This is a genomic window from Streptomyces sp. NPDC015171, assembly GCF_043079545.1.
Taxonomy (GTDB): domain Bacteria; phylum Actinomycetota; class Actinomycetes; order Streptomycetales; family Streptomycetaceae; genus Streptomyces.
The window spans coordinates 523,017-540,775 of the sequence record NZ_JBIBUO010000003.1; the positions used below are offsets into that span (position 1 = coordinate 523,017).

15 protein-coding genes and 2 pseudogenes are annotated in these 17,759 nt (G+C 74.3%); 8 read left to right on the forward strand and 9 right to left on the reverse strand.

The annotated features are described in order from the left end of the window. Positions 1-29: 29 nt before the first annotated feature. Positions 30-2,246 carry a catalase/peroxidase HPI gene (gene katG / locus ACF073_RS10490; RefSeq protein ID WP_392068332.1) on the forward strand — a complete coding sequence of 739 codons (2,217 nt, stop codon included), beginning with the start codon at positions 30-32 and terminating at the stop codon, positions 2,244-2,246. A gap of 189 nt (positions 2,247-2,435) precedes the next feature. On the opposite strand, the gene ACF073_RS10495 is transcribed toward katG, so the two are convergent. Beyond that, positions 2,436-3,002, reverse strand: a complete 567-nt coding sequence (locus ACF073_RS10495) for a heme-binding protein (RefSeq protein ID WP_392068334.1) — start codon at positions 3,000-3,002, stop codon at positions 2,436-2,438. Positions 3,003-3,189: 187 nt separating this feature from the next. Here ACF073_RS10495 and ACF073_RS10500 point away from each other — a divergent pair, with 187 nt between their 5' ends. Further along, the gene (locus ACF073_RS10500; RefSeq protein WP_392068926.1) at positions 3,190-4,395 is read left to right on the forward strand and encodes a sensor histidine kinase; all 1,206 of its coding nucleotides are present in this window, start codon (positions 3,190-3,192) and stop codon (positions 4,393-4,395) included. Continuing rightward, positions 4,392-5,045, forward strand: coding sequence for a response regulator (locus ACF073_RS10505; RefSeq protein WP_392068336.1), 654 nt, complete (start codon positions 4,392-4,394; stop codon positions 5,043-5,045). Before ACF073_RS10500 ends, ACF073_RS10505 begins: the two co-directional genes overlap by 4 nt. A 45-nt stretch (positions 5,046-5,090) precedes the next feature. Here the strand turns inward: ACF073_RS10505 and ACF073_RS10510 are convergent, their stop codons facing one another. Both ACF073_RS10510 and ACF073_RS10515 read right to left on the reverse strand, forming a co-directional pair. Continuing rightward, the gene (locus tag ACF073_RS10510; RefSeq protein ID WP_392068337.1) at positions 5,091-6,029 is read right to left on the reverse strand and encodes a serine hydrolase; all 939 of its coding nucleotides are present in this window, start codon (positions 6,027-6,029) and stop codon (positions 5,091-5,093) included. Further along, positions 6,026-7,003, reverse strand: coding sequence for a LysR family transcriptional regulator (locus ACF073_RS10515; protein WP_392068339.1), 978 nt, complete (start codon positions 7,001-7,003; stop codon positions 6,026-6,028). Before ACF073_RS10515 ends, ACF073_RS10510 begins: the two co-directional genes overlap by 4 nt. A gap of 213 nt (positions 7,004-7,216) precedes the next feature. Between ACF073_RS10515 and ACF073_RS10520 the strand changes: the two genes are divergently transcribed. The 3 genes and pseudogenes from ACF073_RS10520 to ACF073_RS10530 form a co-directional block, all read left to right on the forward strand. Continuing rightward, entirely contained in the window at positions 7,217-7,939 is a 723-nt protein-coding gene (locus tag ACF073_RS10520; protein WP_392068341.1) for a peptidylprolyl isomerase, read from the forward strand. A 260-nt stretch (positions 7,940-8,199) separates the two neighbouring features. Then, the gene (gene bla / locus ACF073_RS10525) at positions 8,200-9,138 is read left to right on the forward strand and encodes a class A beta-lactamase (RefSeq protein WP_392068343.1); all 939 of its coding nucleotides are present in this window, start codon (positions 8,200-8,202) and stop codon (positions 9,136-9,138) included. 75 nt (positions 9,139-9,213) lie between these two features. Then, positions 9,214-9,438: pseudogene (locus ACF073_RS10530) on the forward strand (MBL fold metallo-hydrolase); the annotation flags it as partial. Positions 9,439-9,575: 137 nt separating this feature from the next. On the opposite strand, the gene ACF073_RS10535 reads toward ACF073_RS10530, so the two are convergent. The 4 genes and pseudogenes from ACF073_RS10535 to ACF073_RS10550 all read right to left on the reverse strand — a co-directional run bounded on the left by ACF073_RS10535 (position 9,576) and on the right by ACF073_RS10550 (position 13,962). Beyond that, complete coding sequence (locus ACF073_RS10535; protein ID WP_392068344.1) at positions 9,576-10,304, reverse strand: hypothetical protein; 729 nt, start codon at positions 10,302-10,304, stop codon at positions 9,576-9,578. Positions 10,305-10,390: 86 nt separating this feature from the next. Continuing rightward, the gene (locus ACF073_RS10540) at positions 10,391-10,786 is read right to left on the reverse strand and encodes a VOC family protein (RefSeq protein ID WP_392068346.1); all 396 of its coding nucleotides are present in this window, start codon (positions 10,784-10,786) and stop codon (positions 10,391-10,393) included. Positions 10,787-10,901: 115 nt separating this feature from the next. After that, positions 10,902-12,476 carry an amidohydrolase gene (locus ACF073_RS10545; protein WP_392068347.1) on the reverse strand — a complete coding sequence of 525 codons (1,575 nt, stop codon included), beginning with the start codon at positions 12,474-12,476 and terminating at the stop codon, positions 10,902-10,904. Positions 12,477-12,502: 26 nt separating this feature from the next. After that, positions 12,503-13,962, reverse strand: a pseudogene (locus ACF073_RS10550) (APC family permease). Positions 13,963-14,182: 220 nt separating this feature from the next. Here ACF073_RS10550 and ACF073_RS10555 point away from each other — a divergent pair. Further along, entirely contained in the window at positions 14,183-14,797 is a 615-nt protein-coding gene (locus ACF073_RS10555; RefSeq protein ID WP_392068349.1) for a TetR/AcrR family transcriptional regulator, read from the forward strand. A 344-nt stretch (positions 14,798-15,141) separates the two neighbouring features. Here the strand turns inward: ACF073_RS10555 and ACF073_RS10560 are convergent, their stop codons facing one another. Next, positions 15,142-16,131, reverse strand: coding sequence for a DUF3566 domain-containing protein (locus ACF073_RS10560; protein WP_392068351.1), 990 nt, complete (start codon positions 16,129-16,131; stop codon positions 15,142-15,144). 292 nt (positions 16,132-16,423) lie between these two features. Here ACF073_RS10560 and ACF073_RS10565 point away from each other — a divergent pair, with 292 nt between their 5' ends. Further along, positions 16,424-16,606 carry a hypothetical protein gene (locus tag ACF073_RS10565; RefSeq protein WP_392068352.1) on the forward strand — a complete coding sequence of 61 codons (183 nt, stop codon included), beginning with the start codon at positions 16,424-16,426 and terminating at the stop codon, positions 16,604-16,606. Between the two features lie 30 nt (positions 16,607-16,636). Here the strand turns inward: ACF073_RS10565 and ACF073_RS10570 are convergent, their stop codons facing one another. Further along, the gene (locus ACF073_RS10570; RefSeq protein ID WP_392068353.1) at positions 16,637-17,653 is read right to left on the reverse strand and encodes a phosphotransferase; all 1,017 of its coding nucleotides are present in this window, start codon (positions 17,651-17,653) and stop codon (positions 16,637-16,639) included. Between the last annotated feature and the right edge of the window lie 106 nt (positions 17,654-17,759).

Sequence of the window (17,759 nt, forward strand, 5' to 3'; positions counted from 1 at the left end):
CGAGTTCCGCACAGTTCGGAAGGATTGCCATGACTGAGAACCACGACGCGATCATCGCAGACGCGAAGACGGAGGGAGCGGGCGGCTGCCCCGTCGCCCATGGCCGTGCCGCGCACCCCACCCAGGGCGGTGGCAACCGCCAGTGGTGGCCGGAGCGGCTCAACCTGAAGATCCTTGCCAAGAACCCGGTGGTGGCCAATCCGCTCGGCGAGGACTTCGACTATCGCGAGGCCTTCAATTCCCTGGACCTCGCCGCGGTGAAGCGTGACATCGCCGAGGTACTGACCACATCGAAGGACTGGTGGCCCGCCGACTTCGGCAACTACGGCCCGCTCATGATCCGGATGGCCTGGCACAGCGCCGGTACGTACCGCATCAGCGACGGCCGCGGCGGCGCCGGCAGCGGCCAGCAGCGCTTCGCGCCGCTCAACAGCTGGCCGGACAACGTGAGCCTGGACAAGGCCCGCCGGCTGCTCTGGCCGGTGAAGAAGAAGTACGGCAAGAACATCTCCTGGGCCGACCTGATGGTGCTCACGGGCAACGTCGCGCTGGAGACGATGGGCTTCGAGACCTTCGGCTTCGCCGGCGGCCGGGTCGACGAGTGGGAGCCCGACGAGGACGTCTACTGGGGCCCCGAGACCGAGTGGCTCGGCGACGCGCGCTACACCGGCGACCGCGAGCTGGAGAACCCGCTGGCCGCGGTCCAGATGGGCCTCATCTACGTCAACCCCGAGGGCCCCAACGGCAACCCGGACCCGATCGCCGCGGCCCGCGACATCCGCGAGACCTTCCGCCGGATGGCGATGAACGACGAGGAGACCGTCGCCCTCATCGCCGGCGGCCACACCTTCGGCAAGACCCACGGCGCGGGCCCGGCGGACAGCGTCGGCGTCGACCCCGAGGACGCCCCGCTGGAGCAGATGGGCCTTGGCTGGCGCAGCAGCTACGGCACGGGCGTCGGCAAGGACGCCATCACCAGTGGTCTCGAGGTCATCTGGACCTCGACGCCGACCCAGTGGGGCAACGGCTTCTTCAAGAACCTCTTCGAGTACGAGTACGAGCTGACCCAGAGCCCGGCCGGCGCGAACCAGTGGGTGGCCAAGGACGCCCCGGAGAGCATCCCGGACGCGTTCGACCCGGAGAAGAAGCACCGCCCGCGGATGCTCACCACCGACCTCTCCCTGCGCTACGACCCGATCTACGAGCCGATCGCCCGGCGCTTCTACGAGAACCCCGCGGAGTTCGCGGACGCCTTCGCCCGCGCCTGGTACAAGCTGACGCACCGCGACATGGGCCCGGTCGTCCGCTACCTCGGCCCGGAGGTCCCCGCCGAGGAGCTGCTCTGGCAGGACCCGCTGCCGCAGCCCACCGGTGAGCCGGTCGACGCCGCGGACATCGCCGCCCTCAAGACGGAGATCCTCGGCTCGGGCCTCACCGTCCCGCAGCTCGTCTCCGCCGCATGGGCCGCCGCCTCCTCCTTCCGCGGCAGCGACAAGCGGGGCGGCGCCAACGGCGGCCGGATCCGCCTGGAGCCGCAGCGGAACTGGGAGGTCAACAACCCGGACGAGCTGGCCCACGTGCTGCGCACCCTGGAGGGCGTCCAGCAGTCCTTCAACGCCAAGGGCGCCAAGCAGGTCTCGCTGGCCGACCTGATCGTGCTCGCGGGCTCCGCGGCCGTCGAGAAGGCGGCCAAGGACGGCGGCGTCGAGGTCGAGGTGCCGTTCGCGCCGGGCCGGGTCGACGCCTCGCAGGAGCAGACCGACGTCGAGTCGTTCGCCGCGATCGAGCCGGTCGCCGACGGCTTCCGCAACTACGTCGGCAAGGGCAACCGGCTGCCGGCCGAGTTCCTGCTGGTCGACAAGGCGAATCTGCTCACGCTGAGCGCCCCCGAGATGACCGTCCTCGTCGGTGGTCTGCGCGTCCTCGGCGCCAACCACAACGGCTCCAAGCACGGCGTCCTCACCGAGCGGCCGGGCACGCTGACGAACGACTTCTTCGTCAACCTGCTCGACCTGGACACGGAGTGGAAGTCGACGTCCTCCGCGCAGGACGAGTTCGAGGCCCGCGACGCCTCCGGCGCGGTCAAGTGGACCGGCACCCGTGCGGACCTGGTCTTCGGCTCGAACTCCGAACTGCGTGCCGTCGCCGAGGTGTACGCCTCTGACGACGCGAAGGAGAAGTTCGTGAAGGACTTCGTCGCCGCCTGGGTGAAGGTCATGAACGCGGACCGGTTCGACCTCGTCTGATCCGGCCCGCCACGGCCACCGCTGAGGACGTCCGGACCCGCCCGGTGGGGCGGGTCCGGACGTCCCGTTTCGGGGCCGGCCGACCGTTTCGGGGCCGGCCGGCCGACCGTCTCGGGGCCGGCCGACCGTTTCGGGGTCAGCCGGCCGACCGTTTCCGGGCCGGCCGGGGTCACCGGCCCGGACGGACGGTCAGTGGCCGAGCGCCGCGGCGCCCGCCTTCGCGTACTGCTCGTCCAGGTCGCCCGACGGGGCGCCCGCGACACCGATGCCCGCGACCGGGGCGCCCTTGGCGGTCACCGGCGTGCCGCCCGCGAGGAACAGCGTGCCCGGGATGTCCTTCAGGTTCGGCGCCTGCGCCAGCCGCTTGGCCAGCTCCGAGGTCGGCGCGTTCCAGGACACCGCGGTGAACGCCTTGCGCTCGGCGGACTCGTACGACTGCGGACCGGCACCGTCCCCGCGCAGGGTGACCACGGTGTTGCCGTTGCGGTCGACGACGGCCACGGACACCTGCCGGCCGTCCTTCTCGGCGGCCTCCACCGCGGCCCGCGCCGCCTTCGTGGCGGCATCCAGGGTCAGATGCGTGCTCTGGGTCAGTTCGCCGCCTCGGGCCGCCACCGGTGCGGCGGCCGGGGCCGCGGCCGTGGAGTCGGCGGCGTTGGCGGCGACCGTGCCGATCACACCGGCGCCGACGACGGCCAGGGCGGCACCGCCCGCGAGGACACGGGTACGGCCGGACGACTTCTTGCGGCTGGGCATGCTGAGAACCTCCAGGAGAGCCGGTGCGGGGGCGGAATCGCTCCCTGCACCGATCCTCGGCCCGGAAAGGGCAGCACCCCGTCGGCGGACCGGTCGTCCCCGGGGTCATCCGATCGGATGACCCAGCACACCCCGGACCTGGGCACAATGGAGGGTGTTTGCCCAGTTCAGCGCGGAACCGAGGGAGGTGAAGGCCGTGGCCGTACCCGAGCGCGACGACGCCCGTGCCCTCACCGTCGTCATGCACACCGCCTTCTTCGTGCTGCTGTCCGCGTCCCTCGCCCGCTACCTGGCCCGGCACGCCGACGGACCGCACACCCCCTGGGTGATCGCCCTGTCCGTGCTGCTGGCCGTGCTCTACGTCCTCGGCCCCGCCCTCGGCACCCGGCCCACCCCGCGCCGCCTGACCTGGCTCGGCCTGGTCGTGGACGGCTGGGCGCTGCTCGTCGTCCTCGCCCCGAGCTTCGCCTGGTGCGCGGTCCCGCTCTTCTACACCGGCCTGCGCACCCTCCCGGCGCGCGCCGCGATCCCGCTGGTCGCCCTGCTGACCGCGCTCGCCGTGGCCGCCCAGCTCAGCCTGGCCGGCTGGCCGGACCCGAACCTGCTGCTGGCGCCGCCCGCGGTGGCCGCCGTGGCCACCACCGTCTTCGTCGTCATGCAGCGCCAGGCCGGCCGCCAGGACGCCCTGATCGACGACCTGGTCCGCACCCGGCGCACCCTCGCCGCCACCGAGCGCCGCGAAGGCACCCTCGCCGAACGCGAACGGCTCGCCCGGGAGATCCACGACACCCTCGCCCAGGGCCTGTCCAGCCAGCGGATGCTGCTCCAGGCGGCCGACCGGCTGTGGGAGACCGCGCCCGGCACGGCCCGGGACCACGTCCGCACCGCCGCGGCGATCGCCGAGCGCAGCCTCGCCGAGGCCCGCCGCTTCGTCCACGACCTGACCCCGGCCGACCTGGCCGAGGGCGGCGGCCTGCTCCAGGCCCTGCACGCCGTCGCCGAGCGCGAGACGACAGCGGCGCTCACCGTCCGGGTGCACGCCGAGGGCAGCCTGCCGCGGCCGCTGCCCGCCCCCGTGGAGTCGGCCCTGCTGCGCATCGCCCAGGGCGCCCTCGCCAACGTGCGCGAACACGCGGCGGCCGGCACCGCCACCCTCACCCTGACCTGCCTGGACGACCAGATCGTCCTCGACGTCACGGACGACGGCCGCGGCTTCGACCCGGGTACCGCGGCCGCCCGGACGGCCGCCTCCTGCGGCGCGGCCGAGCGGCGCGGCCACGGCCTGCCCGCCATCCGCGCCCGGCTGCGCCAGCTGGGCGGCACCCTCACCCTGGAGTCGGCGCCTGGCGAGGGCACGGCACTGTCGGCGGCGATCCCCTTGGAGCCGAGATGACCCGCACCCCCGAGACGGCCGCGCGGACACCGGTGCGCATCCTCGTCTGCGACGACCACGCCGTCGTACGCGCCGGCCTGCTGGCGCTGCTGGACAGCGCGCCGGACATCGAGGTCGTCGGCGAGGCGGGCAGCGGCGAGGAGGCGCTCGCCCTCGCCCGCAGGACCGGCCCGGACGTCGTGCTGATGGATCTGCAACTGGGCGAGGGCATCGACGGCGTCGAGACCACCCGCCGGCTGCGCGCCGCGCCCCCGGCCCCGCACGTCCTGGTGCTGACCACCTACGACACCGACGCCGATGTCACCCGCGCCATCGAGGCCGGCGCCACCGGCTATCTGCTGAAGGCCGAGCGCGCCGAGGACCTCTTCACGGCGATCCACGCCGCCGCCCAGGGCCGCCCGGCGCTCTCGCCGCCGGTCGCCGACCGCGTCATGTCCCGGCTCCGCAACCCGCGCCCCACCCTCACCCCGCGCGAACGCGACATCCTCGCCCACCTCTCCCAGGGCCTGCCCAACCACGCCATCGCCCGCGCGCTCTACATCAGCGAGGCCACGGTCAAGACCCATCTGCGCCGCATCTACGACAAACTCGGCGTGGACACCCGAGCGGGCGCGGTCGCGGTGGCGAAGGAACAGCGGCTGCTGCCCTGACGGCGGACACCGGGCACCGGGCCGAGCCGGCTAGTACGGAAACCCTCAGCCGCAGCGCAACGCCTCGAACGCCTCCCGTGCCGCCACCCCGATCGCCAGGTCGATGTCCGCGGCGAGCCCCGCGCGGCGGCCCGCGCGCGTCAGCGCCGCCATCGCCACCCGGTCCCCGGACTCGGCCTCGACCACGCCGATCTCGTGCCGCAGATGCAGAAAGGTGCCGGTCTTGCCGCTCCACCGCAGGGTGTCCGCGCGCAGGTCGCTCGCCAGCCGCTGGGTGAACACCTGGAGCCCCATCAGCCGGCGCAGCTCCGCCGTCGCCCGGGGAGCGGCGATCTCGTCGCACCACACCCGGTGCAGCAGGCCGACGAGCGCCGCAGCCGAGCCGGCGTTGGCACGGGCCGGGTCCAGGGTCTCGATGGTGTGCCGGCCCGCCCCTTCGTCCCGGACGGCCAGTTCGAGCGCGAGGGAGAAGTCGTTGCCCGCGGCGCCGGCGGCGCACTCGTAGAGGTGGTTCATCCGGTGCCGCACCCGGATCCCGGCGCAGCCCCAGGCGCGCAGCCGCGCATCGACCTGTGCCGGGGGCACCAGGTCCAGCAGCGCGTCGGCCGCGGCGTTGTCGCTCACCGACAGCATCAGCAGGAGAAGATCGCCGACGGCCACGGTGGCCGGGTGCCGGAAGGCGGCGAGCCCGGTGGGGCCCACGCTGCTGGTGCCCGGATCCACCGTCACCGGCAGCGCCGGATCGAGTTCCCCGGCCGCGATCCGGTCCAGCACCACCAGGGCGAGCGGGACCTTCGCCACCGAGGCCAGCGGTGTCGACTCCTCGATGTCGAAGCCCAGTTCCTCGCCCGTGCCGAGGTTCCGGGCGAGGAAGGAGCCGCGGACGCCCAGCGCCGCCCAGTCGGCGGCGATCGCCTCGGCGACGCCCAGGAGGGCGGCGTCGTCCCCCGCGTACACCGGGTGGTGCACCGCTGCCGCGCTCATCCGCGCGCCGCCAGCCGCGCGGGGGCGTCCGCGTCCCCGGACCCGGGCTCCGGGCCGCCGCGCCCGGCGGGTGCGGCGCCCACGGCCGACGCGAGCAGCGCGGTCAGCCAGCCCGGCACCCCTCCCGCGCCGTCGCGGCCCGGGGTGGCGCCCACGTCGTACCCCCGGTGCAGCGCACGGTCGGCCAGGGGCTCCCAGTGCGCCCCGTGCTGCCGGGCGAACGGTTCGGTGCACAGCAGCAGCGCGCGCCCGGCCAGCGTCTCGGCCAGCGCGGTGGCCGCCGGGCCGGCCGGCCGGACCCGGCCGTCGGGCAGCCCGGCACGCGCGGCGGCCCGCGCCAACCGGTCCTCGAAATACGGCACGTGATCCTCCGTCAGCAGCAGGAGCGGTGGCGGGGTGCCAGGCCCGGCGGCCCGACCGCGGCGCGGCCGCAGCGTTTCGAGGTGGACCGTACGCGGCCGCGCCCCGTCCCCCGAGCCGTCCGGTCCCGGCGCGGACGCGAGGCCCAGCGGCACCCGGAACGCGGCCTGCTCCGGACCGACCCGCAGCAGCGCGTACCCGAGCGAACCGTCGGCCAGCCCGGAGACCCGCTCCAGGGGCGGCAGTTCCCGCATGCCGAGGGTGATCCCGCGCTCGGTCCCGGCGCGGATGGCCCGGGCCAGCGCGGCCGGGGCGCAGTCCGCCGGCACTCCGACCGCGCGCACCCGGGAGTGCCGGGCCGAGCGGGCGACCTGCCGCAGCCGCTGGGTCCGGTCCAGCACGTCCCGCGCGTAGGGCAGCAGCAGCGTGCCCAGCTCGGTGACCGCGATCTGCCGCCGCGACCGGTCGAACAGCGCGCCGCCGAAGTGCTCCTCCAGTGTCTTGATCCGACGGCTGAGCAGCGGCTGGGCGATAGCGAGCCGGTCGGCAGCCCGGGAGAAGCTCGCCTCCTCCGCCGTCGCCACGTACGCCTCTAGATGTGCCAGGAGATCCACCCTGCACTCATATCAATAAGGTATCTGCGGTGTCGACCCAGCAGTGAGCATTGTTGAGGGCAAACATGCAGGTCACGGCAGTGGAGACGCAGAGCGCTCCGGGGCCCCGGCGCACGGATCCCGCTCCGCCTTGCGGGCGGCTTCTCGCCCGCCGGGCCGCGCTCTAGACTGCGACCGCTCCGAAATCTGGCGATCTTCTGGAGGGTGTGCAGCATGAGCCGAACTCTCATGACCGCAGTGGCGGCAGCAGCGCTGGTCATGTCCGGGGGCAGCATCGCTTCCGCTTCCGATGCCCCGCCGCGAACCACGCACGGCCCTTGCCAGTACACCGAGACCCCGGACGAGCCCGCTGCGCGGCCGGTTCCCCTGCCGCCCGATCCGCGCCGCACCCCCAGTCACGGCACGGTCGCCATGGCTGTCCCGACCAGTCAGGGCCCGCTCCCGCTGCGTCTGGACCGGGCGAAGGCGCCGTGCACGGTGCAGAGTTTCGTGCACCTGGCGCAGCACCGGTTCTACGGCCATACGGTGTGCCATCGGCTGACGGCGTATCCGACGCTGAAGGTTTTGCAGTGCGGCGACCCGACCGGCACAGGCGAGGGCGGCCCCGGGTACAAGTACAAGGACGAGCTGCCGGTGGACCTGCCGCCGGCACCGAGCGACCCGACCGGCGCCCGCCGCCTTTACGGGCGCGGCTTGCTGGCGATGGCCAACGCCGGCCCGAACACGAACGGTTCGCAATTCTTCGTCGTCTACGGCGACTCCGCGCTGCGACCGAACTACACGGTGTTCGGCACGGTCGGTGCCGCTGGCCTGGAGACGCTGGACAAGGTCGCTGCTGGTGGCATCGAACCCACCGCGCAGGACCCGGCGCCCGTCGACGGCACGCCCGTGCTGCGGACCGAGCTGCTCAGCGTGCGGCCGATCTGCCGGCCCTGACGAGCCGCCCCTGACGCATTGTGGCGCGGCCGGTCACGCGGCCGGTCGCGCCACGGTGGTGCAGAAGAAGCGCTTCGCGCGGCGGGCCTCGGGATCCGGAGGGGCGAGACGCCCGGTCGGCAGGTCGGAGAGGTGACCGCATATATCAATAAGGTATGAGAACTTCAAAGTTTCCTCTTGGACATGAGTGGGCCCCTGCTGTTTCGCTGGTCCCGTCGAAGATCGACACCTACGACGGACGACCTCGGAGGACTTCGCTCATGACCAGCCCCGACCGCCTCGCCCCGCTGCCGCGCCGCCGCCTGATCAAGGCCGGCCTCGCCTTCAGCGGTGCCGCCGTGACCGCCACGGCACTCTCCGCGCCCTCCGCCGCCGCGGCCCCGGACACCCGGTCCCGCGGTGTGCGGGGCGAACTGGCCGAGCTGGCCGAGCTGGAGCGGCACCACGGCGCCCGGCTCGGCGTGTACGCGCGCAATGTCCGCACCGGCGCGACCGTCGCCCACCGGGCGGGGGAGCGGTTCGCGATGTGCTCGACGTTCAAGGCGTTCGCCGCGGCGGCGGTCCTGCGCGAGAAGGCCGGCCGCGCGTCGCTTGACCGGGTGGTGCACTACCCGCCGCACGACATCCTGCCCAACTCGCCGCGCACGGAGGAGAACCAGGCGACCGGCATGACCGTGGCCGACCTGTGCGCCGCGGCGATCCAGTACAGCGACAACGCGGCCGGAAACCTGCTGCTCCGGGAGATCGGCGGCCCGGCCGGCCTCACCCGTCTCTACCGGTCCCTCGGCGACCGGGTCAGCCGGCTCGACCGGTGGGAGCCGGAGCTGAACACCGCGATCCCCGGGGACCCGCGCGACACCACGACCCCGGAGGCCGTCGCCGGGAGCCTGGAGCGGCTGACCCTGGGCGGGGCCCTTGCCGACGCCGACCGCGAGCGGCTCGTCGCCTGGCTGAAGGGCAACACCACCAGCGCGGCGCGCTTCCGGGCCGGGCTGCCGCGGGAATGGGGCGTCGCGGACAAGACCGGCACCGGTTCCTACGCGACCGCCAACGACATCGGCGTGGCCTGGACGACCCGCCGGACCCCTCTCGTGCTGGCGGTCCTGACGGACAAGAGCACGGCGGACGCCCCGGTGGACGAGTCGCTGATCGCGGACGCGGCACGGATCGTGGCCCGCACACTCGCCCCCGGCGAGTAGCCGCCCCCCCGGGCATCCCCGGGCACCCTCGCCCACCCTCGCGCACCCCCCGGTACCGACGGCTCCCGCCGTTCCGTGGGCCCGGCCGAGCGCCTGCGCGTGGCCCACGGCACCCCGGGCCATCCGCATCCGGCCGAAGTTCCGCACGCGCGCCGGGAGTTCCTCCGGCAGGCGACCGTCGCCGACGTGGTCCGCGACGCCTGGCGGCCCGGTGTGCTGCCCTGGACGGTGCACGTGATCCGCGTGGGCGGCCTGGAGCAGCACCCCGTCACGTCGCCCGAACCGCCACGGCCCGGCGCCCGGGTCGTGACGCCGGGCCCCCGCGGCAGGCCGCCGTGGTCACCGCACCCGCTCATGCCGGGAACCGCTGTGGTCACCGCACCCGCTCATGCCGGGAACCGTCGTGCCCACCGCGGGCGCGTATGCCGCCAGGGGGCTCAGGCGACCCCGTCGTCGGGGCCCACCGGATGCGTCTCCAGGTCCGCCGTGGCCAGCAGGTCGGCGATCAGCTCCGGCGAACCGCCGACATAGGTGCTGACCAGGTCCACGTCACCACCCACGATCCAGGCGCGGTCCTGCGGCCACCAGAGGTCGGGCAGCTCGGCGAACTCGTCCAGGGACACCGGCGAGACGGCGTCCGTCAGCCGGCCGGCGAGCAGGACCTCCGTACGGCCCGGGGCCGTGAAGGCCGGGAACCGGCCGAAGTCCCAGCGGCCGTACCCCTCCCACAGCCCGAACCAGCACCGCTCCGGGTTCCGGGTGTGCCGGGCGAGGACGGGCAGCAGGAACCGGGCGACGTCCGGCGGGGTCGGGCCCTCGTCCGGGTGCTCGTCCCACACGCCGGGCAGGCCGAGGCCGGAGCGGTTGGTGTAGTCCCGGTCCACGCCGATGACCTCGTGCCAGCGGGTGTAAGGCGTCACCCGGGTCCCGTGCCCGGCGGCCGCGTCCGACCAGCGCACCGGCCGCTCCTCGAGCCGGGCCGGGTGCAGGATCCGTACGTAGGCGGGGAACCCGGGGGCGGCGACGCCCGCCACCGTGCCCAGCGGGGCCTGGCCCACCCCGTGCGGCCCCAGCCAGTCGGCGGGGGAGAGGTCGTCGGCCTGCACCCGCAGGCGTCCGTACCATTCCGGGGCGGGGATCTGGTCGGTCGGGCGGAAGTCGTCCATGACCGACAGTGTGCCGTGCGCCCCGCCAGGAACGGCGGTGCGGGGGGGGGCAGGTCGCGGCCGGGACCGCCGCCTGCCCCCTGTTCTCACACCTGCACCGGCTGGTCGCCGTAGGGGCGGGTGATGATCTCCATCGCGTGTCCGGCGGGATCCATGAAGTACAGGCCCCGGCCGCCGTAGTGACGGTTGATCTCGCCCGGCTGCTTCCTGTGCGGATCGGCGTAGTACGTGATCCCCGCCTCGCGTATGCGGGCGAAGGCCGCGTCGAACTCCTCCTCGGAGATGAGGAACGCGTAGTGCTGCATGACGATCGACTCCGCCGGGATCGTGGCGAAGTCCAGCGTCACCCCGTTGCTCGTGCCGACAGGGACGAACGGGCCCCATTCGGGTCCGGCCTCCAGGCCCAGGATGCGGGCCAGGAACTCCGCGGACTCCCGATTGTCCCGGGCGTGGACGATGGTGTGGTTCAGCTCGACTGACATGAGTGGAATGCCTCCGAGGGCAATCTCACGGGCACCTCCATGCCTCACCCGGCCGGTGACCGGCACGCGATGCCGTACGACCATCCTACCTTCCCGCCCCCGTCGGACGAGGTCGTCAGACGGTTCCCCGATGCGTGACATGGCCGCCGGAGACCGTCAACACCACAGGTGAATCGGCCAGTTCGTCGCCGGGTGCGAGCACGGGGTCCACGGACAGCGCGGTGAGATCGGCTCGGCGGCCCGGTGCGATCCGGCCCGCCACGGCGGCCTCGCCCGCTGCCGCCGCCGCATGGCTGGTGCAGCCCTCCAGCGCCTGCAACGGTGTGAGTCCCGGCCGGTGCGCCGCCGCACCCTTGGGCCGGCGGGCCGTCGCCAGCACGGCCCGCACGTCGTAGTGCGCGATGGGCCAGTCCGAGCCGAGCGCGACCGTGGCCCCGGCCTCCCGCAGATCCCGCAGCCGCCAGGCGCGGGCGGACCGGTCGCCGCCGAGGCGCCGCGACCACTCGTCGGAGCCGTCGTCGCGGGTGTAGCCGGTGTGCGGCGGCTGCAGGGAGGCCGCCACACCCAACTCGGCGAAGCGGGGCAGGAGTTCGTCGGGCGCCGTCTCGATGTGCTCGATCCGGTGCGCGCCGTGCCCGCCGGGTCCCAGGGACGCCACCGTGTCCAGGACATGCCGGACGGCGGCGTCCCCGATGGCGTGCGTGGCGGTGCGCACACCGGCCGCGTGCAGGGTGCGGACGGCCTCGGCGTAAGCGTGCGGGTCCGGCCAGAACGCGTCGGTGCCCTGACCGTGGCAGTCGGGATGATCCAGCCAGGCGGTGCCGCCCTCCACGGTGCCGTCCATGAAGAACTTGACCCCGCCGACCAGCCAGTTCCGGCCGTTCGCGGACTGCGCTCGGATCAGCTCCCGCAGCGCGTCGGCGTCGGCGCCCGGCATGCACCAGGGCGCGAACCGCAGCCGCACCGGCAGCACCGTCTCCCGCGCCACCGCCGCCACCAGGTCCAGGTCCCCGCCGTCCATCACATGGGCGCCGGTCAGGCCGGTCGCGGCCATGGCGGACAGCAACTCCAGCAGCCGCGCTCGCCGTTCGGCGTACGAGGGCCGGGGCACGACGTGGGCCACCAGGTCCATCGCCGCGTGCTCCACCAGATGCCCGGTGGGCCGGCCCGAGGCGTCGCACACCACCCGCGCGCGCTGGTCGAAGGCGCGCGGCCCGGTCACCCCGGCGGCGGCCAGCGCCGGGCCGTTGGCCAGCGCGGAGTGACCGTCGTACAGGCGCAGGAAGGCCGGTGTGCCCGCCAGGACGTCCGCCACCAGCTCGTGGTGGACGGGACGGCCCTGGAACGCGTTGTGGTCCAGGCCGTAGCCCACCACCCAGCCGTCCACCCGCTCGGCACCGGCGAGCGCGGCGCGCAGCCCGGCCAGGTCCGCCACCCCCGACAGATCGGTGCCGGTCGTCATGTCCAGGCCCCAGACCGGATGGCTGTGGGCGTCGACGAGGCCGGGCACCAGGTGCGCGCCGCGCAGCTCGACGACCTCGGTGCCGGGGCCGCGCCAGGCCCGCACGTCGTCGTCCGTCCCGACCGCGCGGATCACCCCGTCGCGCAGGGCGACGGCGGTGGCGGCGGGGCGCCGGGGGTCGAGCGTGCGGACCTGGGCGCCGGCGAGGATCAGATCGGCAGCGGGCATGCCATGAACTCCTTTACGGGAGGGGGTCATCGGGTGGGTTCGGCGCCGAACGCGGCGTACACGTCCGGGCGGCTGCGGCGCAGCCACCGGGCCAGCGGAAGGCCGAGGGCGAACACGGCGGGCGCCACGACGACGAGCAGGACGTTGACGGCCGGGGGGCGGCCGTGAACAGGTCGATATGGGTCACCACCAGCACGATCGCGATCGTCAGCAGGACCGCGGCGAGAACCGGCGCCCACAGGGTGCGCACCCTGCCCTCGGTGTGCCGCACCCGCCGGAAGTAGCAGGGGACGGCGATCGCGGCGAGCAGCTGGAGCAGCAGCAGGCCGATCATCCCGGGGGTGTTCACCCACAGCAGCAGCTGCTGGTAGGGGTCGGCGCCGGCCGCCCGGAACGCGAGGACGACCAGGGCGCCGAGCGCGGTCTGGGCGAGGCCGGCGAGGTACGGGGAGCGGTGGCGGGGGTGGACGCGGCCCAGCCGCCGGGGCAGCACGCCCTCCTCGGCCAGGGCGAGGGCGTAGCGGTTGATGGCGTTGTGGAAGGCGAGCAGGGAGGCGAGGACGCTGGTGACGATGAAGACGTGCATCAGGTCGGCGGCCCAGCCGCCCACGTACGTGGTGATCGCGGTGAAGAAGAGCCCGGCCGGGTCGTCGCCCGCGGCCTGTACGACCCGGTCGTCGCCGAACGCCTGGACGGCGATCCAGACGATGAACGCGTAGAACAGACCGAGGAATCCGACCGCGGCGTAGGTGGCGCGCGGGACCGTGCGCTCGGGGTCGCGGGCCTCGCGGCGGTAGATGACGGTCGACTCGAAACCGGTGAACGCGGCGAACGCGAAGGCGAGGACGGCGGCCGTGCCGGGCACGAACACATGGGCCGGGGCGAGCGAGGCCAGGGACAGGCCGTGCGCGCCGCCGCGCACCAGCACGCCGCCGGCGAGCAGGACGAGTATCCCGGTCTCCGCCAGCAGCAGCACCCCGAGGACCTTGGCGCCGAAGTCGATCGAGCGGTAGCCGCCGTAGCCGATGAGTACCAGGCCGGCCAGCGACACCGGCAGCCACGGTACGGCGGAGCCGAACAGGGAGTGCAGGGTGTCGCGGGTGGTGGTCGCGAGGAGGCCGTAGACGCCGATCTCCATGCCGTTGTAGCCGACCAGGGCGAGCAGCGCCGCGCCGATGCCGACCGGGCGGCCCAGGCCGCGGGTGATGTAGGCGTAGAAGGCGCCGCCGCTGGTGACATGGCGGCTCATGGTGGTGAAACCGACGGCGAAGACGGCGAGCGTGAGACCGGCCAGCAGATAGCCGGCCGGGGCGCCGATGCCGCCCAGCAGGATGGCGAGCGGGGCGACCCCGGCCATGACGGTCAGGGGCGCGGCGGCGGAGACGACGAAGAAGGCGATGTCGGCGGTGCCGAGGGAACCGGACCGGAGGCCGGCCGCGCCGGACGGCGCTTCCTCCTCCGGGAGTTCGGCGGTGGTCACGGACATACGGGGAGCCCTTCTGGCGGCGGAGGGGAGGGGGTCCCGGTGGTGGGGCAGCCGGGTGCGCGGGCGTCGGCGGGCGAGCCGGGGTGGGGCGCCCGGGGCGGCGTCCGGCGGGAGCACGAGGGGATGACGGGCGCCCGGAGCCGTAAACCTAAAGGCTTTCGGTTTCCGCAATGTAACCTGCCGTTTGGGCATCCGGGAAGACCTCAGGGGGACGCTGACCATGGGACGGCCGCGCACACCGCTCCTCGACCGCGAGCGCATCACCACCACCGCGCTCCAGCTGATCGACGAGACGGGTGACTTCAGCGTCCCGCGGATCGCGCGCAGGCTCGGTGTGCAGACCGGATCCGTGTACCACCACGTGGACGGCCGGGACGGCATCGTGGAACTGCTGCGCGAACGCGTCTGCGCGGCGATCGACTCGGCCACCCTGGAACTGACCCCGTGGGACGCGGCCGTCGAGGGCTGGGCGCGGTCCTACCGGGCCGCGTTCGCCGCCCACCCCCGGGTCATCCCGCTGCTGATGACCTCACCGGTCCGCGCGCCCCGCGTCCTGGCGCAGTACGAACGGGCGGTGGGCGTGCTGCTCACGGCAGGCTTCGGGCCGGCCGAGATCATGCCGCTGGTCATCGCCCTGGAGAACCTGGTGCTGGGCTCGGCCCTCGACCTCGCCGCCCCCGAGGCCATGTGGGAACTGACCGACAGCACCCCGACGCCCCGGCTCGCCGAAGCACTCGCGGCGGTCGGCGAGGGCCGCGCCGACCGCGCGTTCGAGGTGGGCCTGACCGCCTTCCTGGCCCACGCCCGAGCGCTCCGCGAGGGGCACGGCGCTTAGGGGCCGAGGCTGCGGGTGCCGGGGCCTGCCGTATCCGCTGAGGCTGGCGGGCAGGTGTCCGGCGGTGTTCGGCCCGGCGGCGGGCGGGCCCGGGCGTGAGTCCCGACGCCCTCATTTCGCCGAGGTGGTCACGCCGACGGTGTCTTCGGGGCCGGACTGGGCCGCCTTCCGGGTGAGGGGTGAACGTGCTTTGCGAGGGCTGGGGCCGCCGGCTGGTTCGGGGTGTCGTGCGGGCGGCCGGGTCGTACCTGCGGATGCGGCGGCCCGGTGTCTGACGGCGTGCGGCCGACTGGCTGACGGTGCGGGGCCGGGCCGAGCGCCCGCCGCGGGCCCGGGGGTGCCGCTCAGGTGTCGGTCGTGGTGCCGTCGGGAGAGTGGGCCGTTCGGGTCGTCGGGGGCGGTCCGGCCGGGAGGGAGGGCGGATCGGCGGCCGTCTTCGGTGGGTCGAGGTGCGCGGGCGCGTTCGCCGGCCGGCCGCTCCGGGGCCGGGCCCCGGCGCCGCCGCGGTCGGCGGGCAGCCGGCGCCGGACCGCGGGGAGGCCCTGTGCCGCGGCGGGGAGGCGGTGCAGGGCGCCGGAGATCCAGGCGGGGGCGTGGCCGCGCAGGTAGCGGCGGGCGCGGACCCGGTACCGGGCCATCAGCAGCACGAGCCGCGGCGTGGCCGGGGGCGGTCCCGTTCCGGCGTCGGTCACGGCCACTTCGACACCGCCGTTGAACTGCGCCGACAGGTTGTAGATGAAGCTGCTCAGCGTCGCCAGACAGGTGCCCAGGATGACTTCCAGGGTGACGATGCCGATCGCGATGAGCAGGACGGTGGTCAGGGCCGGCAGCGCGTCCGGGGACATGGCTTCCAGCATGATCCAGAGCATGCCCGCCGTGCCGATCACGGTCACGCCGAGCCCGGTCAGGAACAGGAAGCTCGTCACCATCACCGACCAGGGATCCGCCTCGGCTATGCGCAGGCGTATCGTCCGCGGGCCGATCCGGGGGCCGCCGCCGGGCGGTGCCGGACCGGTGCCGGCGTCGCCCGCCGGCCCGGACCGGGGGACGGCGGCGTACCTGGGCTGGTGCACGGGGTGCACGGGGTGCACGGAGTGCGCGGAGTGCGCGGCCGGGGCGACGAGCGGGGCTGCGGGTGTCGGCGCTGGGCGCGTCCGATCGCCGGCGCCGGACCCCGCCGGCGGCACGGGCCCTTCCGCACGGCGGTCCGCCGCGGACACGGTGGGCCGGTCCGCGGCGGGCCCCTGGTGACTCGTGGGGCTCGCGCCGGCGTCCTGGTCCGGGGTCAGCTTTCCGCGGGCGGTGTAGCGGGGCCTGCGCTTGGCTCGGCTCATGCCTGTCTCCCTGACTGGCCCGGCGGCCGTGCCCACTCCACCGACGAACGGGCCTTCGACGACCGCCTGACGGCCGCTGGGTCCTGCTGGTCCGTGATTCCGACGGTATAAACCATTTCGCGGTCATGCACTCCGAGTGCTGCCGGCGAGGCGCTGCGTGACCGCACCGGAGGCGATGGCGGGCGGACCGTACGAGTTTCCCAGTACCGCCAGTAACATGATCACCTTGTTCTGGGTGTACCAGTCAGTCAACTAGACGCCGTCCCGAACGGCGCTCTGCCCGGAGTAGTCCATGTCATCTGTCAACGACGCGCTGGAAAACGCGCGCTTCACCTACGAGCAGCACATGCGGACATGCCGCCAGTGCCATGCCGATGCCGCGCCCTGTGCCGTGGCCAAGCATCTCCTGCGGCTCTACAACCTCGCCCGCCGGGACCGGATGCGCGGCACCGGGCCGGACGCGCCCCTGGCCTGACGAGAACCGGGGGACCCGCGCGGCAGGGTGTCAGCCGGCCCCGAACGGCGGTTCGGCCAGGAGTTCCAGCAGCGACGCGGCGCTCTCCTCGGCTGCGGACCCGGCCCCGGACGCGTCGTCCGGGAAGGTCCGTCCCCAGGAGGCCGCCCGGCTCAGGGCGCTCAGCCGCCAGGCGAGCGCCGCTGCCTGCCGCAGCTCCGCCGCCGTGCGGCCGGTCCCCGTCCAGGGCTCCAGGTACGCGTCGAGCAGCCGGGGCAGCACCTGCGGTCCGTAGCGCTCACGGGCCCGTTCGGCCGGTATGCGCAGGCTGCAGAACGGGTGGGAGACGGCCGCGTCCCCCCAGTCGAAGAAGGTGAACCGGCCCGGAGCCGGCCGGAACAGCTGGCCGTCGTGCAGGTCCGCGTGGTCGAGCGTGTCCGGCACGCCGGCGGCCGCGAGTTCGGCGCACCAGTCGGCGAGCCGGGGCCGCAGGGCCGTCAGCCGGGCCCGTGGACCGGGGTCGAGCGCGCGGGCGCGGGCGAGCAGTCCGTCGAAGACCCGGGGCAGGTCGGGGGTCCGGGCGGAGGGCACGCCGAGCCGCTCGATCCCGGCCGCGTGCTCCGTCAGCTCGGACTGCATGCGCGCGTACTGGCGCAGCAGGTCCTCCCACTCCCGGGGCTCGACCGCCTCCCGGGCGAGCGCGGTGCGGAACAGGTCGCCTCCGTCGGGAAGCAGCGACCAGCCGCGTGCGGCGTCGACGGCCAGCGGCCGCAGCACATGCTCCGGGACCCAGCGGGCCAGTGCGGCGGTCAGCGGTCCCTCGAACGCGCTGGCCGGCGGATTCGCCTTGAACCAGACGGCCGCCCGCCCCGCGACGGGCACCCGGACCAGCACCGACCACGGCCGCAGCCGCACCTCGAGAGCGCCCTTCGCGCACAGGCCGTGCGCGGCGAGCCGGCCGCCCACCCAGTCGAGGGCCGCGGCCCGCCAGGACTCCCGCTCCCACGGCGTCACCGCGTCCGGGTAGCGTCCCCGGTCCACTGCCACCGCGACATCATCACCTCGCATCCACCCATCCCAGCATTCCGGCCGACGGGCCGGCCAGCGGTTATCCCCGGCGCCCGGGTGACCGGGAGCCGCGCGGGACTCAACTCCCCTGCTGGGACGCCGGTAT